The organism is Leminorella grimontii ATCC 33999 = DSM 5078 (genome assembly GCF_000439085.1).
Lineage (GTDB): Bacteria > Pseudomonadota > Gammaproteobacteria > Enterobacterales > Enterobacteriaceae > Leminorella > Leminorella grimontii.
In genome coordinates, this window is sequence record NZ_AUUA01000001.1 from 821508 (window position 1) to 841990 (window position 20483).

At 53.8% G+C, this 20483-nt stretch carries 23 protein-coding genes; 11 read left to right on the forward strand and 12 right to left on the reverse strand.

Annotated elements, in window-relative coordinates; translation table 11 throughout:
• Window positions 1-202 precede the first annotated feature (202 nt).
• A complete protein-coding gene (mepM, locus tag G544_RS0103740; RefSeq protein WP_027273345.1) occupies window positions 203-1534 on the reverse strand; it encodes a murein DD-endopeptidase MepM in 1332 nt (443 codons plus the stop codon).
• A gap of 20 nt (window positions 1535-1554) precedes the next feature.
• Window positions 1555-2526, reverse strand: a complete 972-nt coding sequence (znuA, locus tag G544_RS0103745) for a zinc ABC transporter substrate-binding protein ZnuA (protein ID WP_027273346.1) — start codon at window positions 2524-2526, stop codon at window positions 1555-1557.
• Between the two features lie 120 nt (window positions 2527-2646).
• On the opposite strand from znuA, the gene znuC reads away from it, so the two are divergent.
• The 7 genes from znuC to G544_RS0103780 all read left to right on the forward strand — a co-directional run bounded on the left by znuC (window position 2647) and on the right by G544_RS0103780 (window position 10002).
• Complete coding sequence (gene znuC / locus G544_RS0103750; protein WP_027273347.1) at window positions 2647-3405, forward strand: zinc ABC transporter ATP-binding protein ZnuC; 759 nt, start codon at window positions 2647-2649, stop codon at window positions 3403-3405.
• The gene (gene znuB, locus G544_RS0103755) at window positions 3402-4190 is read left to right on the forward strand and encodes a zinc ABC transporter permease subunit ZnuB (protein WP_027273348.1); all 789 of its coding nucleotides are present in this window, start codon (window positions 3402-3404) and stop codon (window positions 4188-4190) included. Before znuC ends, znuB begins: the two co-directional genes overlap by 4 nt.
• A 212-nt stretch (window positions 4191-4402) precedes the next feature.
• Complete coding sequence (locus G544_RS0103760; RefSeq protein WP_027273349.1) at window positions 4403-6088, forward strand: aspartate:alanine antiporter; 1686 nt, start codon at window positions 4403-4405, stop codon at window positions 6086-6088.
• A 359-nt stretch (window positions 6089-6447) separates the two neighbouring features.
• Window positions 6448-7017, forward strand: a complete 570-nt coding sequence (locus tag G544_RS0103765; RefSeq protein ID WP_027273350.1) for a DUF1523 family protein — start codon at window positions 6448-6450, stop codon at window positions 7015-7017.
• 134 nt (window positions 7018-7151) lie between these two features.
• Window positions 7152-8471: a 30S ribosomal protein S12 methylthiotransferase RimO gene (rimO, locus tag G544_RS0103770; protein WP_027273351.1), complete on the forward strand. Its 1320-nt coding sequence runs from the start codon at window positions 7152-7154 to the stop codon at window positions 8469-8471.
• Window positions 8472-8667: 196 nt separating this feature from the next.
• Window positions 8668-9399, forward strand: coding sequence for an arginine ABC transporter substrate-binding protein (artJ, locus tag G544_RS0103775; RefSeq protein ID WP_027273352.1), 732 nt, complete (start codon window positions 8668-8670; stop codon window positions 9397-9399).
• A gap of 108 nt (window positions 9400-9507) precedes the next feature.
• On the forward strand, window positions 9508-10002 hold the full coding sequence (locus G544_RS0103780) for a methylated-DNA--[protein]-cysteine S-methyltransferase (protein WP_027273353.1): 495 nt from the start codon (window positions 9508-9510) through the stop codon (window positions 10000-10002).
• 6 nt (window positions 10003-10008) lie between these two features.
• Here the strand turns inward: G544_RS0103780 and rlmC are convergent, their stop codons facing one another.
• Together rlmC and G544_RS0103790 are read right to left on the reverse strand one after the other, a co-directional pair.
• Window positions 10009-11166 (reverse strand): 23S rRNA (uracil(747)-C(5))-methyltransferase RlmC, encoded by a 1158-nt coding sequence (rlmC, locus tag G544_RS0103785; RefSeq protein ID WP_027273354.1) that lies wholly within the window; start codon window positions 11164-11166, stop codon window positions 10009-10011.
• Between the two features lie 25 nt (window positions 11167-11191).
• Window positions 11192-11686 carry a YbjN domain-containing protein gene (locus G544_RS0103790; protein ID WP_027273355.1) on the reverse strand — a complete coding sequence of 165 codons (495 nt, stop codon included), beginning with the start codon at window positions 11684-11686 and terminating at the stop codon, window positions 11192-11194.
• Between the two features lie 115 nt (window positions 11687-11801).
• Here G544_RS0103790 and G544_RS0103795 point away from each other — a divergent pair, with 115 nt between their 5' ends.
• Window positions 11802-11999: a DUF4250 domain-containing protein gene (locus tag G544_RS0103795; RefSeq protein WP_027273356.1), complete on the forward strand. Its 198-nt coding sequence runs from the start codon at window positions 11802-11804 to the stop codon at window positions 11997-11999.
• Here G544_RS0103795 and nfsA read toward each other — a convergent pair.
• Window positions 11989-12711: an oxygen-insensitive NADPH nitroreductase gene (gene nfsA, locus G544_RS0103800; protein WP_027273357.1), complete on the reverse strand. Its 723-nt coding sequence runs from the start codon at window positions 12709-12711 to the stop codon at window positions 11989-11991. The genes G544_RS0103795 and nfsA overlap by 11 nt on opposite strands.
• Before the next feature lie 460 nt (window positions 12712-13171).
• Between nfsA and G544_RS0103805 the strand changes: the two genes are divergently transcribed.
• Window positions 13172-13441 (forward strand): GrxA family glutaredoxin, encoded by a 270-nt coding sequence (locus G544_RS0103805; RefSeq protein ID WP_027273358.1) that lies wholly within the window; start codon window positions 13172-13174, stop codon window positions 13439-13441.
• Window positions 13442-13502: 61 nt separating this feature from the next.
• On the opposite strand, the gene ruvB is transcribed toward G544_RS0103805, so the two are convergent.
• From ruvB to G544_RS21565, 7 genes are all read right to left on the reverse strand, one after another.
• Entirely contained in the window at window positions 13503-14510 is a 1008-nt protein-coding gene (gene ruvB, locus G544_RS0103810; protein ID WP_027273359.1) for a Holliday junction branch migration DNA helicase RuvB, read from the reverse strand.
• Window positions 14511-14549: 39 nt separating this feature from the next.
• Window positions 14550-15161, reverse strand: coding sequence for a Holliday junction branch migration protein RuvA (ruvA, locus tag G544_RS0103815; protein ID WP_027273360.1), 612 nt, complete (start codon window positions 15159-15161; stop codon window positions 14550-14552).
• A 203-nt stretch (window positions 15162-15364) separates the two neighbouring features.
• Window positions 15365-15889, reverse strand: a complete 525-nt coding sequence (gene ruvC, locus G544_RS0103820; protein ID WP_027273361.1) for a crossover junction endodeoxyribonuclease RuvC — start codon at window positions 15887-15889, stop codon at window positions 15365-15367.
• Window positions 15889-16632 (reverse strand): YebC/PmpR family DNA-binding transcriptional regulator, encoded by a 744-nt coding sequence (locus G544_RS0103825; protein WP_027273362.1) that lies wholly within the window; start codon window positions 16630-16632, stop codon window positions 15889-15891. Before G544_RS0103825 ends, ruvC begins: the two co-directional genes overlap by 1 nt.
• A gap of 50 nt (window positions 16633-16682) precedes the next feature.
• The gene (gene nudB, locus G544_RS0103830; protein ID WP_027273363.1) at window positions 16683-17120 is read right to left on the reverse strand and encodes a dihydroneopterin triphosphate diphosphatase; all 438 of its coding nucleotides are present in this window, start codon (window positions 17118-17120) and stop codon (window positions 16683-16685) included.
• A gap of 1 nt (window position 17121) precedes the next feature.
• Window positions 17122-18891 (reverse strand): aspartate--tRNA ligase, encoded by a 1770-nt coding sequence (gene aspS, locus G544_RS0103835; RefSeq protein WP_027273364.1) that lies wholly within the window; start codon window positions 18889-18891, stop codon window positions 17122-17124.
• A gap of 12 nt (window positions 18892-18903) precedes the next feature.
• Window positions 18904-19164 (reverse strand): FmdB family zinc ribbon protein, encoded by a 261-nt coding sequence (locus G544_RS21565; RefSeq protein WP_071783254.1) that lies wholly within the window; start codon window positions 19162-19164, stop codon window positions 18904-18906.
• A gap of 373 nt (window positions 19165-19537) precedes the next feature.
• Here G544_RS21565 and G544_RS0103840 point away from each other — a divergent pair, with 373 nt between their 5' ends.
• Window positions 19538-19933 (forward strand): MAPEG family protein, encoded by a 396-nt coding sequence (locus G544_RS0103840; RefSeq protein ID WP_027273365.1) that lies wholly within the window; start codon window positions 19538-19540, stop codon window positions 19931-19933.
• 47 nt (window positions 19934-19980) lie between these two features.
• Entirely contained in the window at window positions 19981-20367 is a 387-nt protein-coding gene (locus G544_RS0103845) for a VOC family protein (RefSeq protein WP_027273366.1), read from the forward strand.
• Window positions 20368-20483: the final 116 nt, after the last annotated feature.

The window sequence follows — 20483 nt, forward strand, 5'->3', positions numbered from 1 at the left end:
GTATATACTCTTCATACTTCAAGCTGCAGGTGCGTTGGCTACGCTCGTTCACCCGAATCACTTACTTATGTAAGCTCATCGGGACTCTCTCCCTTGCCGCCTTTCTGCAACTTGAATTATTTCGAGTATAGGCCGTGTCCTTAAGACACAAAAGAAAACGCTGCCAGGATCGTTAGCAGCGTTTTCTCTTTTTCTCCAAGATCTAGAAAGTTAGCTGCGGCACAACTTCTTTCACCAGAGCGACATATTCAGCGCGATCTTTACCCGCCAGGCCGTCGGAACGAGGCAGCGTCGCGGTCAGAGGGTTAACCGCCAATTCGTTGACCCACAGCTCATAGTGCAGGTGCGGCCCGGTTGAACGTCCGGTATTGCCCGATAGCCCAATGCGATCGCCGCGCTTCACTTTCTGTCCCGGCTTCACCAGAATCTTATTCAGGTGCATATAGCGGGTGCTGTACTGACGGCCGTGGCGGATAGCGACATAGTTGCCCGCTGCGCCGCTGAACTTGGCGACCACCACTTCGCCGTCGCCGACGGCCAATACCGGAGATCCGATAGGCATTGCAAAGTCAACGCCCTTATGCGGAGCGACTCGGCCAGTGATCGGGTGCAGGCGACGCGGGTTAAACTGGGATGAAATCTTATACTGCTTGGTGGTCGGGTAACGCAGGAAACCCTTCGCCAGCCCGGCCCCGTCCTTATTATAGAACTTGCCGTCGGTAGAGCGGATAGCGTAATAGTCTTTGCCGCCGCTTTGCATTCTGACGCCCAGCAGCTGGCTGTTTTCATTCTTGCCGTTCAGCTTCTCTCTGGAAAGCAAAACGGAGAAGCGATCGCCCTTGCGCAGCTTGCGGAAGTCGAGCTGCCACTGCAGCGCCTTCGTTACCGCGTTGATTTCGCCGTTCGTTAAGCCCGCGGCGCGCGCGCTGGAAACAAAGCTGCCGTCCAGAGTGCCGACAACTACGTCGTTTTTCCATTCTCCCTTTAAAACGTCTACCGTTTCTTTAAACGCGCCGTCGACGCGTTGATAGGTTCGGGTTTCCCGGCGAGAAACGACCCAGGTCAACGCCTGCAAATCGCCTTCTTCGTTCAGCGTCCAGCTCAGCTGCTGACCAATCTTCAGGTTAGCCAGCGCGCTGTTTTTGTTCGTCAGCAAATAGACGTCGGAGGAATCGATGCCGAACTGGGTAAGAATGCTGCTTAACGTATCGCCGCTGGACACAACGTACTCGTTGGGCGCACCCGCGTCGCCAATCTTTTCGTCCAGCTCGTCTTTAGGAATATCGTCATCCGGCGTCGGCTGGTCCATCGGCTCGGAGTTGTCTACCGCGGCCGTCGAACCATTGGCGGACTCATTGGGAATGGGGATAGTCGGGAGCGGAATAAACCTCTCGCCCTCTGAAGCAGGCTTATAAATAGCGGCCTGCCAAACGAGTGCACTCCAGGTGAGAAACAGAAGAGCCCCAAAAGTCAGCTTATGGGGCATAGGTAAATTGTTATACTTTACGGCAATCGAGCGAACCACTTGCAGCACTACGAATATTCCTCATTGTTTCATTCCAGGCAGCTCGCAAACTGTTGGGATAGCTGAGTTAGAAATTGTAAGTAGCTATCTTTACCTAACGTTATATTGCTGCCGAGCGGATCAAGCACGCCAATTCGGACATCGGTCCCTTTAGCGACAGCGTTGACGACGGCTGGCTGGAATTGTGGCTCAGCAAAAACGCACTGCGCTTTATGCTCAACCAACTCTGTTCTTATACTATGCAATCGTTGCGCGCCGGGTTGGATTTCCGGATTAATAGTAAAATGACCCGACTGGGTTAATCCGAACGCTTTCTCGAAATAGCCATAGGCATCATGGAAAACGAAATATCCTTTACCCCGCAACGGCTGCATTATATTAGCAATATTTTCTTTTGTCTTCTCTAGTTCTTTTTCAAACTGTGCCAGATTAGCATCTAATTTGTCTTTATTTTGCGGCATAAGTTCCAATAATTTATCGTGGATTGCGATAGCTGAGCGTTTTGCAATCTCCGGCGACATCCAAATGTGCATATCCATACCGCCGTGATGATGTCCATGTTCATCATCATGTTCTTTATTATCAGTAGATTGCGTATCGTGGTCGTGGTCATGATCGTGGTGTTCGTCTCCCTCGGTTCCCTCCGCCAGCAGAGGCTTAACCGACGCCAGTTCGGTCAGCACGATTTGTTTAGATACGTCCACTTGTGAAAGAGGCTTGGTTAAAAAAGCTTCCATATCGGGGCCAATCCAAACGACTAGAGAGGCCGAGCGTATTTTCTGGACATCTGACGGCCGAAGCGCATAATCATGCGGCGAAGCGCCATCGGGAAGCAAAACGTCCGTATCCGTTACGCCATCCGTAATAGCTGCAGCAATAAATCCCAGCGGCTTGGTCGAGGTTAATACGGTCGCGAACGCGCTTGAGCTTACGCCGGCGGCGCATAGGACGCCAACGAGAAAAAGACGCCGTAATCCGCTAGATTTTCGTATTTGCTGCATGTGTATGCCTCACTATAGGTAGCTATTTTGTAAACGAGTGTTTGACTATTTTGGTAGATGACTATCGCCTCTGGTATGTTATAATATAACAAATCAAAGGTTGTGCAAGAAAAATGAACTATGTCCACTTTGCTTAAGCTAGACCGCATTTCCGTCGTTTTTGGTCATCGTAAAGTGCTGTCCAACGTTTCGCTCAAGCTTGACGAAGGCCGCATTCTGACGCTTCTAGGCCCAAACGGCGCGGGTAAATCGACGCTGGTGCGCGTCGTACTCGACCTCATAAAACCCACGTCCGGTTCCGTTAGCCGCAGTAAAAACCTACGCATTGGCTACGTGCCGCAAAAGCTGCATCTTGACCCGACGCTTCCCCTGACGGTGTCGCGCTTTATGACTCTGCGTCCGGGCGTAAAAAAGGACGATATTCTACCGGCGCTGGCGCGCGTACAGGCGGAACACCTGATTTCCATGCCGATGCAAAAGCTCTCCGGGGGTGAAACCCAGCGCGTGCTGCTGGCCAGAGCGCTGCTGAATAAGCCCCAGCTGCTGGTGCTGGACGAACCGACCCAGGGCGTAGACGTCAACGGCCAGCTGGCGCTGTACGACCTTATCGCCCATCTGAGGAGCGAGCTGAACTGCGCCGTGCTCATGGTTTCTCACGATCTTCACCTGGTGATGGCAAAAACCGACGAGGTGCTGTGCTTAAATCAGCATATTTGCTGCTCAGGCGCGCCGGAGGCGGTGTCTCATCATCCTGAATTCATCGCCATGTTCGGCCAGCGCGGCGCCCAGCAGCTGGCGATTTACCACCATCATCACAATCACCACCACGACCTTCACGGCCGTATCGTGCTCAAGCAGACAGGCAGTAATAAATCATGATTGAACTGTTATTTCCCGGTTGGATGGCGGGCGTACTGCTATCACTCGCGGCGGGTCCGCTGGGCTCATTTGTGGTTTGGCGCCGTATGTCCTACTTCGGCGACACGCTGGCGCACTCTTCCCTGCTAGGAGTCGCCTTCGGCCTGTTGCTCAACGTAAATCCATTTTATGCCGTTATCGTGATTACCCTACTGTTGGCTATCGGGCTGGTCTGGCTGGAAAGACGGCCGCAGTTCGCCGTCGACACCCTGTTGGGCATTTTGGCGCACAGCGCGCTCTCTCTCGGCCTGGTCACCATAAGCCTGATGTCAAACGTTCGGGTAGATTTGATGGCCTACCTGTTTGGCGATCTGCTTTCCGTCACCGCCGAAGACCTGTGGGCCATCGGCGCGGGCGTTGCCGTAGTGCTGCTTACGCTCTGGTGGCAGTGGCGCAACCTTCTGTCCGTCACCATTAACGCCGAGCTGGCGCACGTCGACGGTATCAATCCTGAACGCTCGCGTCTGCTCTTGATGCTCATTACCGCGCTGACGATAGGCGTGGCCATGAAGTTTGTCGGGGCGCTTATCATTACGTCGCTGCTGATTATTCCCGCCGCCACCGCGCGCCGTTTCTCCCGAACGCCGGAACAGATGGCGGGCTTCGCCGCGATTGTCGGCATCATCGCTGTCAGCGGCGGGCTGACGCTTTCCGCCTACCACGACACGCCGGCCGGGCCGTCGGTGGTGCTGTGCTCCTGCTGCCTGTTCCTGCTCAGCCTGTTTAAAAAGCAGCTTGGAGACTGACGCCCTCCTCTTATTATTCATTTATTGCGGTCTGTTTACGAAAACACATATTTTCAGAGTGAATAGCGGCGCAATAAGATCTAAAATATCGCCCGACGGTGAAAAACGTCTTGCTCCAGTTTGATAAAGACTCAGAGCAAGGCGCTTTTTTATAGCGATGCTGTAAAATATTTCACTACTTAACCGCTGCAGACAACGTTGAAGTCAACACTGTGAATATCGATATTATCGGCCTGTTAAACAGCAACTATATATTGCTGCTGTTCGTCGTATTGGCACTCGGCCTGTGCCTTGGAAAGATTCGCTTGGGGAGCGTCCAGCTCGGAAACTCCATCGGCGTACTGGTGGTGTCGCTGCTGCTGGGCTACTTCCACTTTTCTATTAACACCGAGGCGCTGAACCTTGGCTTTATGCTGTTCATTTTCTGCGTGGGCGTCGAAGCCGGGCCTAACTTCTTCGCCATATTTTTCAGAGACGGCAAAAACTATTTCATGCTGGCGCTGGTGCTGGTCGGCAGCGCCCTGCTCATTGCGCTGGGCCTGGGCAAGCTGCTCAAATGGGACATCGGCCTGACCGCAGGCATGCTGGCCGGCTCCATGACGTCAACGCCGGTACTGGTTGGCGCAGGCGATACGCTGCGCCATACCGCGACCGATTCGGCTACGCTGGCCCAGGCGCAGGATCACCTGAGCCTCGGGTACGCGCTGACCTACCTGCTCGGCCTCGTCAGCCTGGTTTTCGCCGCCCGCTATTTGCCTAAGCTACAGCATCAGGATCTGCCGACCTGCGCCCAGCAAATCGCCCGCGAACGCGGTCTGGATAACGACAGCCAGCGTAAGGTGTACCTGCCGGTGATCCGCGCCTACCGCGTCGGCCCGGAGCTGGTAGCATGGGCCGCCGGGAAAAACCTGCGGGAGCTTGGCATCTATCGTCAAACCGGTTGCTATATAGAAAAAATCCGCCGCAACGGCATTATCGCATCGCCGGACGGCGACGCCGTGCTTCAGCTGAATGACGAAATTTCGCTGGTCGGTTATCCGGACGCTCATGCCCGCCTTGACCCCAGCTTTCGCAACGGTAAAGAAGTCTTTGAGCGCGACCTGCTGGACATGCGCATCGTCACCGAAGAGATTGTGGTTAAAAACAACAACGCGGTCGGCAAACGGTTAAGCCAAATTAACCTGACCGATCACGGCTGTTTTCTTAACCGCGTTATCAGAAGCCAGATAGAGATGCCGATTGACGACAACGTCGTTCTGAATAAGGGCGACGTTTTACAGGTCAGCGGCGACGCTCATCGGGTAAAAAGCGTCGCTGAGCGCATCGGCTTTATTTCTATCCACAGCCAATTGACCGACCTGCTGGCCTTCTGCGCCTTCTTTGTTTTGGGGCTAATGATAGGACAGATAACCTTCCAGTTCAGCAGCTTCTCTTTTGGCATCGGCAACGCCGCCGGGCTGCTGTTTTCCGGCATCATGCTGGGCTTTATGCGCGCCAACCACCCGACCTTTGGCTACATACCACAGGGAGCGCTGAACATGGTGAAAGAGTTCGGCCTGATGGTGTTTATGGCGGGCGTTGGCCTTAGCGCGGGCAGCGGCATCGGCAACAACCTCGGCATTATCGGCGGACAGATGCTCGGCGCCGGCCTTATTGTCAGCCTGGTTCCGGTGGTTATCTGCTATCTGTTTGGCGCCTACGTTCTGAAGATGAACCGCGCTCTGCTGTTTGGCGCCATTATGGGGGCCAGAACCTGTGCGCCGGCGATGGAAATTATCAGCGATACGTCGCGCAGCAACATACCGGCATTAGGCTATGCCGGCACCTATGCTATCGCTAACGTTTTGCTCACGCTGGCCGGTTCGTTGATTGTCATTATCTGGCCTGGGATTTTTTAATTTGTTATAAATCAATTAGATAATTGAATTTTTTAAAAAAGTACTAAAAATTCAATTTTAAGGTGAACTAATCGAACGGCCCGGCGTCTTAATAAGTGCCACTGCTTTACTTTCAATCTTCCCTCATTGAGGTTGGCCCGATAAGCTCTTAATACGTTTCATGCTTATCGGGCTTTTTATTGTCCATTTTCCGGCCTTCTGTCAAAACCGCCCCGCTACTCTCTGTTAATTCGCCCCAAACGGCCCCGGTATACCCGGAGTTCACTTTTTCTTTAGGCATGCGCGCGCACAATATCATACAATAATGGTATACCGCGTCCGGCTTGTGCCGTTCAACCTCATAGGGAAGCGTGATTGCTATGTCATTAATCAAAAAAATCTTTATCGGCTATCTGGTCTGTTTCGCCATCGGGACCGCGCTGCTTTGCAGCTACTATCTCCCTTCCAGCCATATCGTAAAAATCACTGGCTCTGAAGTAAAACGGGTGGATAACGACGGCCCTATTTCGGCGGAAAACCCGGCTGACGGGCCAACGCGCGACGTGTACTACATCTACACCATTGATGAAGATAAAAAGATCGTGGTTTATCGCAATGAAGATACCGCCTGGAGCTTCCCTTGGTACTTCAAGTTCAACAGCGCCGACATTCAGGCTCAGGCTCAGGCCGCCAACGATGCCAACCAGGTAACTCGCATCACTTACTACGGCTGGCGTTTCAACATGCTCAACATGTTTAAAAATATCGTCTCCGTCAAGCAGGTTGAAAGCTACGAATCGTCCACCTTTTCTTTTTATACGATAGTGAAAGGATTCGGCTGGTTCGTCTGGCTGCTGCTTATCGTTTTACAGGCCGCAATGCCCTCTCTGTACACCAGCTGGCGCGAGCGCAAGGACTTCCGTCGCCCGGACGGCTCGGTCGTTAAGTAACGCATTCTAACGGCGGCTTCGGTCGCCGTTACTGTCTCTCTGCTCTACTCCGATCTACCCCTTCTCCCTTCTATAATTCAGCCCTCCCTTTGTGCTAGAATCCGCGCAGTTTTCCTTAATGAGTAAAAGTTTTCATGAGTAATGCCCCAACTATCGGCTTTGTTTCCCTCGGCTGCCCCAAGAACCTCGTTGACTCTGAACGCATTCTGACCGAGCTTCGCACGGAGGGTTACCAAATCGTTCCCCGCTATGACGGCGCCGACCTGGTGATTGTCAACACCTGCGGCTTTATCGAAGGCGCGGTTCAGGAGTCGCTGGAAGCGATTGGCGAAGCGCTGGCGGAGAATGGCAAAGTTATTGTCACCGGCTGCCTCGGGGCAAAAGAAAATCAAATCAGGGAAGTTCACCCTAAGGTGCTGGAAATTACCGGCCCGCACAGCTATGAACAGGTACTGGCCCACGTTCATACCTACGCGCCAAAGCCGGAATATCATCCGTTCACCAGCCTAGTGCCGGCTCAGGGCGTTAAGCTTACGCCCAAACACTACGCCTATCTGAAAATATCAGAAGGCTGCAACCACCGCTGCACGTTCTGCATCATTCCGTCTATGCGCGGCGATTTGGAGAGCCGCCCCGTCGGCTCCGTACTGGACGAAGCCAAGCGGCTGGCGGAGGCCGGCGTTAAAGAGCTGCTGGTGATCTCTCAGGACACTTCAGCCTACGGCGTAGACGTCAAGCACAGAACCGGTTTCTGGAACGGCCAGCCGGTAAAATCCGATATGGTCAGCCTGTGCGAACAGCTGGCAACGCTCGGCGTCTGGGTTCGCCTGCACTATGTTTATCCCTATCCGCACGTTGACGACGTCATTCCGCTAATGGCCGCGGGCAAAGTTCTGCCCTATCTGGACATTCCGCTACAGCACGCCAGCCCGAAGGTGCTCAAGGCGATGAAGCGGCCTGGTTCGGTGGAACGCACGCTGGAGCGAATCAAGCGCTGGCGCGAAATTTGCCCACAGCTTACGCTGCGCTCTACCTTTATCGTCGGCTTCCCCGGCGAAACGGAAGAAGACTTCGAGATGCTGCTTGAGTTCCTGCGGGAAGCCCGGCTCGACCGCGTCGGCTGCTTTAAGTACAGCCCGGTCGAAGGCGCCGCGGCAAACGACTTGGACGACCAGGTTCCAGAGGAAGTTAAAGAAGAGCGCTTCCATCGCTTTATGCAGCTACAGCAGCAGATCTCCGCTGAACGCCTGCAGGAAAAGGTCGGCATGACCCTGCCGGTCATTATCGATGAAGTCGACGAAGAAGGCGCTATCGGCAGAAGCATGGCCGACGCCCCAGAAATCGATGGCGTGGTTTACCTCAACGAAGAGCGCGGCGTAAAGCCCGGCGACGTTGTTCCGGTGCTGATTGAAAACGCCGATGAGTATGACCTGTGGGGAAGCGTAGTGCGCTAAGTAAAACGCGTTCTCAGGTTCAAATGCAATCCCGATGGCCTTTCCGGCATCGGGATTTTTTATTCTTTCCGGGTTTTCCCCTTTCTTTTTCATTATCAAAGAAAATTTTGCTTGCCTATTCGCTCAAATTGACTATATATTCATTTTATTCGATTTTTTAGTCAAAAAAGACCCTTATTTATCTGGAGCGATCGTTATGAAAAAAGTTTTAGCTACCCTGTTATTCGCCAGCGCCGCATTGTCCGTACAGGCTGCTGAGACTATCCGCTTTGCCTCATCCGCTACCTATCCTCCGTTTGAGTACATTGATAACAATAACCAAATCGCCGGCTTTGATATCGACCTCGCCAAGGCGCTGTGTAAAGAGATGAAGGCCGAATGCACCTACTCAAACCATCCGTTTGACAGCCTGATCCCGGCGTTAAAATTCCGGCGCTATGACGCCGTTATTTCCGGAATGGACATTACGGCCGAGCGCAGCAAGCAGGTGCTGTTCAGCCAGCCTTACTACGCCAACTCGGCGGTGCTTATTGTACGTAAAGGCACTATCACGTCGCCTGACCAGATAAAGGGTAAAAAGGTGGGCATGGAAAACGGCTCGACGCACCAGAAATATATGAACGAGAAGCACCCTGAAGTCACGACCGTCCCCTACGACAGCTATCAAACGGCGGTGATCGACCTGAAGAATGGCCGTCTTGACGCGGTGTTTGGCGATACGGCGGCGGTAAACGAATGGCTGAAAACCAATCCGGAGCTAGAAACGCTGGGTGAACACATCGCCGATCCCGCCTATTTCGGTTCGGGCCTCGGCATTGCCGTTCGTCTGGACAACGCGGCGCTGATGGAGAAGATCAACGGCGCGCTGGACGCACTGAAGAAAGACGGAACCTATCAGAAGATTAACGACAAGTGGTTCCCTAACTGATCTAAATTAAACCTCACGGCGGCCTCATCACGAGGCCGTTTTTGTTTTTCATCGGCGCGGTGATAGGATAACCCCCTGTGCCAACGACCGTCCGACAAGGAGTCCCCTATGTACCACGCTCTCTACCATTCTCCGGTAGGGCCGCTTCGCATCGTTGCCGACGATGCCGCCCTCAAGCAGCTCTGGCTTCCCAATGAGGTTAAAAGCCGCAGGCCTGAAAACGGCTGGATAGAAAATGAGGCGCATCCCATTATCGCTTCCGTTATCCGCGTACTGACGGAATATTTCGCGGGCAAGAGAGTTGATTTCAACGTCATTCCCTGCGAACCGGAAGGTTCCGAATTCCAGCGGGCGGTGTGGCAGAGGTTAAGAGATATCGACTACGCGGACGTCATCAACTACGGCGCCATTGCCGCAAGCGTGGGCCGGCCTAAAGGCGCTCAGGCCGTCGGGGGCGCGGTAGGCTCTAACCCTATCGCCATCGTCCTGCCCTGCCATCGCGTTCTGGGTAAAGACGGTACCTTAACCGGCTACTCCGGCGGGCTGGACGTCAAAAAGGCGCTGCTGGCGCTGGAAGGTATTCCCTATAAAGAGCGCAACTGAGGTGAATTAACGCTGACGCTGCAGTAGCGCCAGCGTTTCATAGTGCGCAGTGTGCGCAAACATATCGAACAGGCGAACTTTAACGATGCGATAGTCCGCCAAGTGGCGAATGTCCTGAGCCATGGTCACGGCATTACAGCTGGAATACAGAATGTAGCCCGGCGCCGTTTCGCGCAGATAGTCACACAGCGGCTTGCCAATTCCCCGCCTTGGCGGATTCACCAGCACCAAATCAGGCGTTTGAAGATGGCTTTTAGCAAACGCCGTCGAATCCAAGGCGTCAAAGCGGATATCCGTTAGCCCTATCGCTTTTGCAGAGCGCTTGGCGCACTCAATGGCCTGAGCGCTGATTTCTATCCCCGTAAGCGATATCGCCTTTCCCGGCACGCTGGCGCAGTGCAGACCGAAGCCGCCTACGCCGCAGAACAGATCCCACATGCTGCTAACGTCTAGTTCACTAACCCATTGTTGCGCTTCGGCGTACAGCGCTGCGCCGACGGCAGGATTGGTTTGAAAAAAGCTCTGCGGGCGAATAAACAAGGGGATGCCGTTAAACCGCTCTTCCAGCGCATCGCTTGCTGTCAGAATAATTTCCTTTTCGCCTTCCAGAATCGCCATATGAACGGGCTGAACGTTAGCCGAAACGACGCGCAGCTGAGGTAGCTCCGCCAGCAGCTCCGGCAGCGCCTGCCTAAGCTGGAGCAGTTTGTTTTCAGAACGTAAAACGAAGCGCACCATAGCGCTTCCGTCATGCCGGCTTTGGGTAACCAGAATGAACTTTAGCTCGCCGCGCCGCTTCTCTACGTTGTAAGGAACCAGCCCCGCTTTGGCGATAAAGCGTTTAAGAGAGGGAAACAGCGCTTGGATCGCTTCGGGATAAAGCGGGCATCCGCAGAGATCGACCGCTGCTCCGTCTTTCATCGGCAGCCCTAGGATCGGACGCTCAACGCTGCCGCTGACCACCATTTTAGCTTTGTTTCTAAAGCCCAGCGCATCGCTGGTAAAAGGCGCAAGCGTCTGCTCTACGGGAAGGCCGTTTAACAGCGTACTCAAATCGTGAAGCTTATCCCTCAGCTGCTGCTCATAGGGACGGTCAAGCCACTGGCATGAACGGCACAGCCCCGATGCATAAAGCTCACAGGGCGTCTGTTCTGTCGCTATCATTTAAGACGAGTCTTCGAACGAACGCTTAATGAAGCGTATGGGTGATTGGACGAGCGATCTGAATTTCTTCTTCGGCTTCACGATCGGTTTCAGAGCTGGTTAACAGCTCGTTGGTTCCCGCTTCAAAAATGATTTGCGCAGTTTGCTCTTCCGCTTCCTGCAGCAAAAGATGGAACTGTTCTATCGCAATGCCTGCGCCGATGCTTAAGGACTGACAGATAACCAGCTTGGGCAGGTTATCATCCTGCACGTCGACAAACACTTTGGTGGTTAACGATGAGGCATTGATTTGGCTAAGATCGGCAACTAAAGGAATAAGCGCCACGGGGCGAATTTCCGCCACGGCGGAAAAAAGAATAACGTTGTCGACCAAATCAACCTTGGCGTCAAATATGCCGTTAATGTTTTGCAGATGCGGTAAATGCAGGGCCTGACAGGAATCGCACTCGAAGAAAGAGATACCCAACTGACCCAGCCAGCTGCGCATTAACGCCAAATCAGGGACATAAAGCTTACCCATTATGGTATTTCCTCGATAAAATCAAAAAACAGTGCATATACGTCGTCCATATTACCTTATTTTGAGCCCATTGAGGTAAGTTATTACCGATTCTTACAACAGGCCGGAGAAAAAAATGCCGCTAACCCGCTTTTCAACGATGGATCCCAACATGCTGCTGAGTATAGTCAACATGAAGCTCAGGGACGAGTTCGACTCCCTCGAAGAACTGGCCCGCAGCTATGACATCGACGCAGACGCGCTGTGCGAAAAGCTGTTGGACGCCGGATATCGCTATCAGCCATCCAACAATCAGTTTATCGCTAACGCGTGATCCAGCCCTGCTCATGCAGGTAATCGAGAATAAACGGGCGGCTTTCTTTAGCCAGCGTCGCTGCGATCTGTCCGCTCCAGTTGACGTGCTTTTTGTTGTCGCTTCGGGACGCGTAATAGGCCGTTATTTGTGCGTCATAATCGGCCAACGCCGCTTTATCCAGCGGGTGGTAGCGATTTTCATGAACGGTAATCGCCGTAGGCAACCTTGGCTTACGCTCCGGATCCTGCGCCGGATGCCCGAGACAGAGCCCAAACAGCGGCAAAACGTGCTTTGGCAATGCCAGCAGCGCCGTCACGTCGGCGATATGGTTTCTCAGTCCGCCGATATACACGCCGCCTAATCCTAGAGACTCCGCCGCGATAAGGGCGTTTTGCGCCATGATGGCGGTATCAACGCAGCCTAAAAGCAGCTGCTCCGCATAGCCAAGCTGGGCCTCTGGATACACTTCCTGATTGCGATGAAAGTCGGCGCAGAACACCCAGAATTCAGCCGCCTGGGCGACGTAAGCCTGCCCGCCGCTGCACGCGACCAGCTTTTGACGTAACTGAAGATCGGTCACCCGAATCACCGACGTGCACTGCAAAAAGCTCGAGCTGGAAGCGCTCTGCGCAGCACGGAGAATTGCCAGCCGCTGTTCCTCGCCTATGGGTTCAGGCGTAAAGGCGCGGATGGAGCGATGTGCACAGAGAAGATCGATAGTTGGAGTCATGGGATTTCCTTTTTAAGTCTCGATGCGCTGACAGCCTGTTGCTGCCCTACTTTAGAGCGCTACGCGGAATTCGCTATTTTAACCACGCATTTTTATTTTGACTCAGCAAAAAGTGATATTAAAACGCTTCGCTGCATGCCTAAGCTGCGCCAAGGCTTCAAGAAACCTATGCTAAACGCGCGGTAAGCGCAGCCGTGAAGCGGTAGTCCTCATGGAAAGCCTTCGCAGCGAATGCCCTGACGGTTGGAAAAACGCTCCGCCGATGGCTACAAACCTATCCGACTGAGAAAACGCATAAAACATCGCTCACCGTCCGCGAAGCCTCCTCAGATAGGCCATATTTATCAAACCAACAGGCAATTCCTACTTTTTTTTATCACCAATTGCGGGCATAGTATCGACAATTTATCATATGGCTAACGGCGATCCCGCCGCTCCGGTCAACCTCTAAGGAGATTTCATGTTTGTAGTCATTTTTGGGCGCCCCGGCTGCCCCTACTGCGTCCGCGCAAAAGAGCTGGCAGAAAAACTGAGTCAAGAGCGCGACGACTTCAGCTACAACTATGTCGATATTCACGCTGAAGGCATTACTAAAGCCGATCTGGAAAAAACCGTCGGTAAGCCGGTAGAAACCGTTCCGCAAATCTTTATTGACCAGAAACACATTGGCGGTTGTACCGATTTCGAAGCCTACGCCAAAGAACATCTGGGTCTTTACACCAACTCATAAGAGCGGGTAATGCAGAAAAAACGGCGCCTTGGCGCCGTTTTCTATTTCTATCGCAGTCCTTCTACTCTTCCCGACTGATACCGAAGTGGCGGTAGGCGTGCTGCGTCGCCATTCGTCCTCTTGGCGTACGCTGAATAAAGCCCTGCTGGATGAGGTAAGGCTCAATGACGTCCTCAATGGTTTCCCGCTCTTCGCCGATGGCCGCCGCCAGGTTGTCCAATCCGACCGGCCCGCCCATAAACTTGTCGATAATCGCCAACAGCAGCTTACGGTCCATAAAGTCAAATCCTTCGGCGTCGACGTCCAACATGTCCAGCGCGCGGGTCGCAACCTCTGCGCTAATAAGACCGTCGGCGCGCACTTCGGCAAAATCGCGCACGCGGCGCAGCAGGCGGTTGGCGATACGCGGCGTTCCGCGCGCTCGGCGAGCGATATGGTTAGCCCCCTCCGGCGAAAGGTCGAGATCCATGCACTGCGCGCTGCGAGAAACGATAGAGGCCAGATCTCCTACCTGATAGAACTCCAGCCGCTGCACGATGCCGAAGCGGTCGCGCAGAGGAGACGTTAGGGAACCGGCGCGGGTGGTAGCGCCGATAAGCGTAAAGGGAGGCAAATCTATCTTGATGGAGCGCGCCGCCGGTCCTTCTCCTATCATGATATCCAGCTGATAGTCTTCCATCGCCGGATAGAGAATTTCCTCAACGACCGGCGACAGGCGGTGGATCTCATCGATAAACAGCACGTCGTGAGGTTCCAGATTGGTCAGCATAGCCGCCAGATCGCCCGCCTTTTCCAACACCGGCCCTGACGTGGTCCTGAGGTTAACGCCCATTTCGTTGGCAACGATATTGGCAAGCGTCGTCTTTCCTAGCCCCGGCGGCCCGAAAATCAGCAGGTGATCCAGCGCATCGCCTCGAAGCCTGGCGGCCTTGATGAAGATTTCCATCTGCTCGCACACCTGAGGCTGGCCGACATACTCGCTCAACAGCTTTGGCCGCATGGCGCGATCGACCGTGTCCTCTTCAGAAAACTGCTCGACGGGAGATATTAAGCGATCGGCTTCAATCATAGTTTGTCTCTTTCAGCTTGCGTCGACACTTATCGGCGGCTATAGCGCAGCGCGCAGCGCCTCGCGGATCAGAGTTTCAGAACCGCTTCCCGGCTTGGCCACTTTACTCACTAAACGGCTGGCTTCCTGAGGCTTATAGCCCAGCGCCACCAGCGCGGAAACGGCCTCGGCCTCAGCGTCGCCGTCTGCGTTTTTCGCACTGGCAACCGGAGGCAGCGTGCCGCCGCCGTTGAACAGATCGCCGTTTAGCCCCTTAAAGCGGTCTTTCATCTCCACGACCAGGCGCTCTGCGGTTTTCTTTCCGACGCCCGGCAGCTTCACCAGTATGCTAACCTGCTCTTGCTCAACGGCCTGTACAAACTGCTGCGCCGACATGCCGGAAAGGATCGCCAGGGCGAGCTTGGGGCCTACGCCGTTCACTTTAATCAGTTCGCGAAACAGCGCCCTTTCCTGCTTATCGTTAAAGCCGTACAGCAGCTGAGCGTCCTCACGCACGATGAACTGAGTAAAAATCGTCGCTTCCTGGCCGCGTTCCGGCAGCTCATAAAAGCAGCTCATCGGCATAAACACTTCATAGCCGACGCCGTTAACTTCAATAAGCACTTCAGGCGGCTGCTTTTCCAGAATAATGCCGCGTAAACGACCAATCACGATTTGAACTCCTTAACTCACCGGTTGGGGAAACGGCACGCAGATCTTTGCATAAAACTGCAGCGCGCACTGTCATTTCGCCTATTACAAACAAAAGCTGGATAAATATCCAGATAAATATGTCAATTGTGCGTTTTTGTTTATATTCGTTTGCGGGCTTTTATTCAAAAACGGCGCGTATTCTGTGCGCCTTGAAGAAAAACCTACTCCGCTACGCGGCCGCGGGCCAGGGTCAGCCTTCCGTTACCCATGCGAAGCGTATTTTGAAAAAGATGGCAGTGAGTAATGGCGATAGCCAAGGCGTCGGCGGCATCCGCCTGCGGATTGGCGGGAAGCTTGAGCAGCGTTTTCACCATATGCTGCACCTGCGACTTTTCGGCGGCTCCCGTGCCAACCACCGTTTGCTTAACCTGACGCGCCGCGTATTCAAATACCGGCAGGTCCGCGTTCACCGCAGCCACGATCGCAGCCCCCCTCGCCTGGCCAAGCTTAAGCGCCGAGTCGGCGTTGCGCGCCATGAATACGCGCTCGATGGCAAAATAGTCGGGATGGAATTGAGTAATAATCTCGCTTACGCCGGCATAAACCAGCTTCAGCCGAGTGGGAAGATCGTCGACAGCGGTGCGGATACATCCGCTGCCGAGATAGGTCAAAACTCGCCCCTGCTGGCGAATAACGCCGTAGCCTGTTATCCGCGAGCCGGGGTCGATGCCAAGAATGATGGCCATTACAGCGTTGCCGCCACCTCGTCAGAGATTTCACCGTTATGGTAAACCTCTTGAACGTCGTCAGAGTCTTCCAGCATATCGATAAGACGCAGCAGCTTAGGCGCCGTTTCGGCATCCAGTTCCGCCTTAGTGGAGGGAACCATGGAAACTTCCGCCGCTTCGGCGACCAGGCCGGCTGCATCCAGCGCATCTTTGACTTCGCCGAAGCTTTCCGGCGTGGTGAACACGTCAATAGCGCCGTCGTCATAGGTCACGACGTCGTCGGCGCCCGCTTCCAGCGCGGCATCCATTACCATATCTTCATCGGTCCCGGCCGGATAAGAGATGACGCCCTTCTTGGTAAACAGGTAGGACACCGAGCCATCGGTACCCAGGTTGCCACCGGTCTTGGTAAAAGCGTGGCGAACTTCGGATACGGTGCGATTGCGGTTGTCGCTCAGACACTCAACCATTACGGCGGTGCCGCCCGGGCCGTAACCTTCATAAATGATGGTTTCCATGTTGGCATCGTCATCGCCGCCAACGCCGCGAGCAATAGCGCGGTTAAGCGTATCGCGCGTCATGTTGTTTGACAGCGCCTTATCGATAGCCGCACGCAGGCGCGGGTTGGAGCCAGGATCGCCCCCGCCGAGCTTGGCGGCCGTTACCAGTTCGCGAATGATTTTTGTAAAAATTTTACCGCGCTTGGCATCCTGTGCCGCTTTACGGTGCTTTGTGTTGGCCCATTTACTATGACCTGCCATAAAAAATCTCCAGTAGAAAGCCCTGTGGCTTAATCTTAATCAACAGTCAATTAACAACAAAATTCCTCAATCGCCTGCCGGTTGCTCCATGACTTGGTCATTAAAGCCGCCTGCCGCGCGTCAACCCACCGGTAAGCATCGTGCTCTGACAGCTCAACCTCCCGTTCCGCAGGCAAAGCCAGACAGAACCAGTGTTCAAGATTGTGCGTCGTTCCGGGCGCATAGCGATGGCGAAAGTGGGTAAAAATCTCAAACGTTACGCTGCGCTGACAGTTGTGCAGCGGCAGGCGTTCCGCCTCGATATCAATGCCCGTTTCTTCCTTGACCTCACGACGCGCCGTTTGTTCCACGGATTCCCCCTCTTCCAAGCTGCCGGTAACCGACTGCCAGAAGTCAGGATCGTCGTGACGTTGTAACATAAGCACCCGCCCGCCGTCGTGGCTAAAAATAACGACCAGTACGGATTCCGGGCGCTTATAGGTTTTCACATTACTTGTCCTGCTGCGGGATAACGCTGATAGCCAGCTCCTGCAGCGCCGCCGGGTTCGCGAAGCTCGGTGCGTCCGTCAGCGGGCAGGCCGCCGCCGTGGTTTTCGGGAACGCGATAACGTCACGGATATTCTCCGTACCGGTCATCAGCATCACCAGACGGTCGAGGCCGAAAGCGATGCCGGCGTGAGGCGGCGTGCCGAACTTCAGCGCGTCCAGCAGGAAGCCGAATTTTTCGCGCTGCTCCTGCTCGGTAATGCCCAGAATGCCGAAAACCACCTGCTGCATCTGTGAATTGTGGATACGCACTGAGCCACCGCCGACTTCATAGCCGTTAAGCACCATGTCGTAAGCGTTAGCCACCGCAGACTCTGGATCGCTCTTCAGCTGTTCCGGCGTAAGATCTTTTGCTGAGGTGAACGGGTGGTGCATCGCCGTCAGGCCGCCTTCGCCGTCGTCTTCAAACATCGGGAAGTCGATAACCCACAGCGGCGCCCAGCGCTGCTCTTCGGTGATGCCCAGATCGCGGCCAACCTTCAGGCGCAGCGCACCCATGGCGTCAGTGGCGATCTTTCTGGTGTCCGCGCCGAATAAAATAATGTCGCCGTCTTTTGCCTGAGTGCGCTCAAGCAGTTCGGCAATGATTTCCGGCGTCAGGAATTTGGCTACCGGGCTCTGTACGCCCTCAACGCCCGCCTGGCGATCGTTAATTTTGGCCCAGGCCAGCCCTTTCGCGCCATAGATAGACACAAACTGGGTGTATTCGTCGATTTGCTTACGGGTAAGCGCAGCGCCGCCGGGGACGCACATGGCGATAACGCGCCCTTTAGGGTTGTTTGCCGGGCCGGAGAAGACCTTGAAGTCGACGTCTTTCACCAAATCGGCGACGTCGACCAGCTCAATCGGGTTGCGCAGATCGGGCTTGTCCGAACCATAGCGGCGCATAGCTTCAGCAAAGGTCATTACCGGGAAGTCGCCTAAATCGACGCCCTTCATCTCCTGCCACATTTCGCGCACCATCTTTTCCATCACCGCACGCACCTGATCTGCGGTCATGAAGGAGGTTTCCACGTCGATCTGGGTGAATTCCGGCTGGCGGTCCGCACGAAGGTCTTCATCGCGGAAGCACTTCACGATTTGATAGTAGCGATCGAAGCCGGACATCATCAAAAGCTGCTTAAACAGCTGAGGTGACTGCGGCAGCGCGTAGAATTTCCCCTTGTGGACGCGGCTTGGCACCAGATAGTCGCGGGCGCCTTCCGGCGTGGCCTTGGTAAGCATCGGCGTTTCGATATCCAAAAAGCCGTTGCTGTCCATGTAGCGACGTACGAACGCCGTCATGCGGGCGCGAGTCTTCAGACGTTCGGCCATCTCTGGGCGGCGCAGGTCAAGGTAGCGATACTTCAGGCGCTGTTCTTCGCTGTTGTTTTGGTTGGAGTCAAGCGGAAGCGGTTCTGAACGGTTAATGATATTCAACGACTGGGCGAAAATCTCTACGCCGCCGGTCGCCATATCCTTATTAACCTGGCTATCGGGGCGAGCGCGCACCGTGCCGGTAATTTGAATGCAGTATTCATTGCGCAGCTCGGACGCCAGCTCAAACGCCGCTTTACAATCCGGGTCGAAAAACACCTGCACGATGCCTTCACGATCGCGCATGTCGATAAAAATTAACCCGCCCAAATCGCGACGGCGGTTGACCCAACCGCACAGAGTAACTTCCTGCCCAACGTGAGAGGTGTTGAGCTGACCACAATAATGAGTACGCATAACGCTATCCTTTTATTCAGCCGAACCGTTCGCCGGGCAGTTAGCCTGGCAGGCTTTGGCACAACGGGTGTCTGATGGGCTATTCTTACGGCTTTGCGGGGCATCGCTCGCATACCAGCCGGAACCCTTCAAACTGAAGCTTCCGGGGGAGACCAGTTTTTTCAACGCTGCTTCACCGCACTCAGGGCATTCCACCAGCGGCGCATCAGCAAACTTCTGTAGTTTATCCATGCGATAGTGGCAAGCGCCACATTCGTATTCATAAATAGGCATAATTATCGCTTTTTAAACGCTGAGTTATTTACGAACCGTTCAGGGCACGCTAAACCTTGCCCAAAAGCCGGTTATTATAATGGAAATAATCACCGCCGATAAGAGCGCATCGCCGTACGAAGAAAAGATGCGTTGCATTTCGCGACTAAGCGAACAAAAAACAGCCGTTCTACCCTGCCGTTTAAACAATTAGCCCCTTTTCCGTCGGTCGCATAGGGCAAAAACGATAAGGCAAAAGGCTAAGATCTGGCAAGAAGTATGTTTTTTGTTTTATAAAACATGAAATAACTTCTTATTGGCGTTTTATGGCGGAAATCTTTCACATAGCGAGTTATGATTCTGTTGTAAAAATAGCGGGTAGCGAGGTAAAAAAATGGTTAGCGCACTGTATGCGGTATTGGGTGCACTACTATTGTTCAAACTGTCTCTAAACGTCGTAAAGTTGCGCACGCAGTACCGCGTTCCCTTTGGCGACGGGGGCTTTTATGAGCTGCAAACCGCAATCCGCATTCACGGCAACGCCGTCGAAAATATCCCTATCGCCCTTATTCTGATGGTCATCATGGAAATGAACGGCGCCAACATCTGGCTGGTGCACGCCTGCGGCATTATGCTTTTTGCCGGACGGTTTATGCACTACTACGGCCTGCACCACCGCGACTGGCGCTTTCGCCGCTCCGGCATGAGCGCCACCTATATTTCCATCGGCATGATGGCCTGCGCCAACGTTTACTATCTTCCTTGGGAGCAGCTGTTTATTTTATATTAACGGTTGAACAACATGAGTTCCGTTACAAAGGATAAAAGAACAATACGATGAATCCCGTTATCTATTTCGAAATTCCCGTGCAAGACGTTGAGAGAGCGACTCAATTTTATGAAGAAGTTTTTGGCTATAAGCTTGCCCGGGCGATAAACGCCCGTACTCGAGAACCTTATGCGTCTATCTTTCCACGGAAAAAAAATCAGGCGGGCGCTTTCGGCATTTTATTGAAAGCCAAAGAAAATAAACCGTCAAAAGCGGGCGTAGTCGTCTATTTTTCTTCAGACAACATCGAAAACACACTATGTAAAGCAACGAAAAATGGTGGCGTCATCGTCAGCCCTTCCGAAAATACAGGGATTGGATATACCGCAACCATTGAAGATACAGAAGGAAATCTTATCGGCATCCTTCAGGAATGCGTCGACGAAAATAAGTAACAAATTCCTAAAGACGAGAGCGGGCGGGCTTTTGACAAGACGCCCGCCGTACAGACATTGTTCCCGCGTTTTGGTATACTTGCGCCCCTGACTTAATACCACTAACAACGCCACTC

Coding starts and splice junctions, on each gene's coding strand:
- znuA (WP_027273346.1), bottom strand. CDS start 2,526: ATGCAGCAAATACGAAAATCTAGCGGATTACGGCGTCTTTTTCTCGTT.
- znuC (WP_027273347.1), top strand. CDS start 2,647: ATGTCCACTTTGCTTAAGCTAGACCGCATTTCCGTCGTTTTTGGTCAT.
- znuB (WP_027273348.1), top strand. CDS start 3,402: ATGATTGAACTGTTATTTCCCGGTTGGATGGCGGGCGTACTGCTATCA.
- G544_RS0103765 (WP_027273350.1), top strand. CDS start 6,448: ATGTCATTAATCAAAAAAATCTTTATCGGCTATCTGGTCTGTTTCGCC.
- rimO (WP_027273351.1), top strand. CDS start 7,152: ATGAGTAATGCCCCAACTATCGGCTTTGTTTCCCTCGGCTGCCCCAAG.
- artJ (WP_027273352.1), top strand. CDS start 8,668: ATGAAAAAAGTTTTAGCTACCCTGTTATTCGCCAGCGCCGCATTGTCC.
- G544_RS0103780 (WP_027273353.1), top strand. CDS start 9,508: ATGTACCACGCTCTCTACCATTCTCCGGTAGGGCCGCTTCGCATCGTT.
- rlmC (WP_027273354.1), bottom strand. CDS start 11,166: ATGATAGCGACAGAACAGACGCCCTGTGAGCTTTATGCATCGGGGCTG.
- G544_RS0103790 (WP_027273355.1), bottom strand. CDS start 11,686: ATGGGTAAGCTTTATGTCCCTGATTTGGCGTTAATGCGCAGCTGGCTG.
- G544_RS0103795 (WP_027273356.1), top strand. CDS start 11,802: ATGCCGCTAACCCGCTTTTCAACGATGGATCCCAACATGCTGCTGAGT.
- nfsA (WP_027273357.1), bottom strand. CDS start 12,711: ATGACTCCAACTATCGATCTTCTCTGTGCACATCGCTCCATCCGCGCC.
- G544_RS0103805 (WP_027273358.1), top strand. CDS start 13,172: ATGTTTGTAGTCATTTTTGGGCGCCCCGGCTGCCCCTACTGCGTCCGC.
- ruvB (WP_027273359.1), bottom strand. CDS start 14,510: ATGATTGAAGCCGATCGCTTAATATCTCCCGTCGAGCAGTTTTCTGAA.
- ruvC (WP_027273361.1), bottom strand. CDS start 15,889: ATGGCCATCATTCTTGGCATCGACCCCGGCTCGCGGATAACAGGCTAC.
- G544_RS0103825 (WP_027273362.1), bottom strand. CDS start 16,632: ATGGCAGGTCATAGTAAATGGGCCAACACAAAGCACCGTAAAGCGGCA.
- aspS (WP_027273364.1), bottom strand. CDS start 18,891: ATGCGTACTCATTATTGTGGTCAGCTCAACACCTCTCACGTTGGGCAG.
- G544_RS21565 (WP_071783254.1), bottom strand. CDS start 19,164: ATGCCTATTTATGAATACGAATGTGGCGCTTGCCACTATCGCATGGAT.
- G544_RS0103840 (WP_027273365.1), top strand. CDS start 19,538: ATGGTTAGCGCACTGTATGCGGTATTGGGTGCACTACTATTGTTCAAA.
- G544_RS0103845 (WP_027273366.1), top strand. CDS start 19,981: ATGAATCCCGTTATCTATTTCGAAATTCCCGTGCAAGACGTTGAGAGA.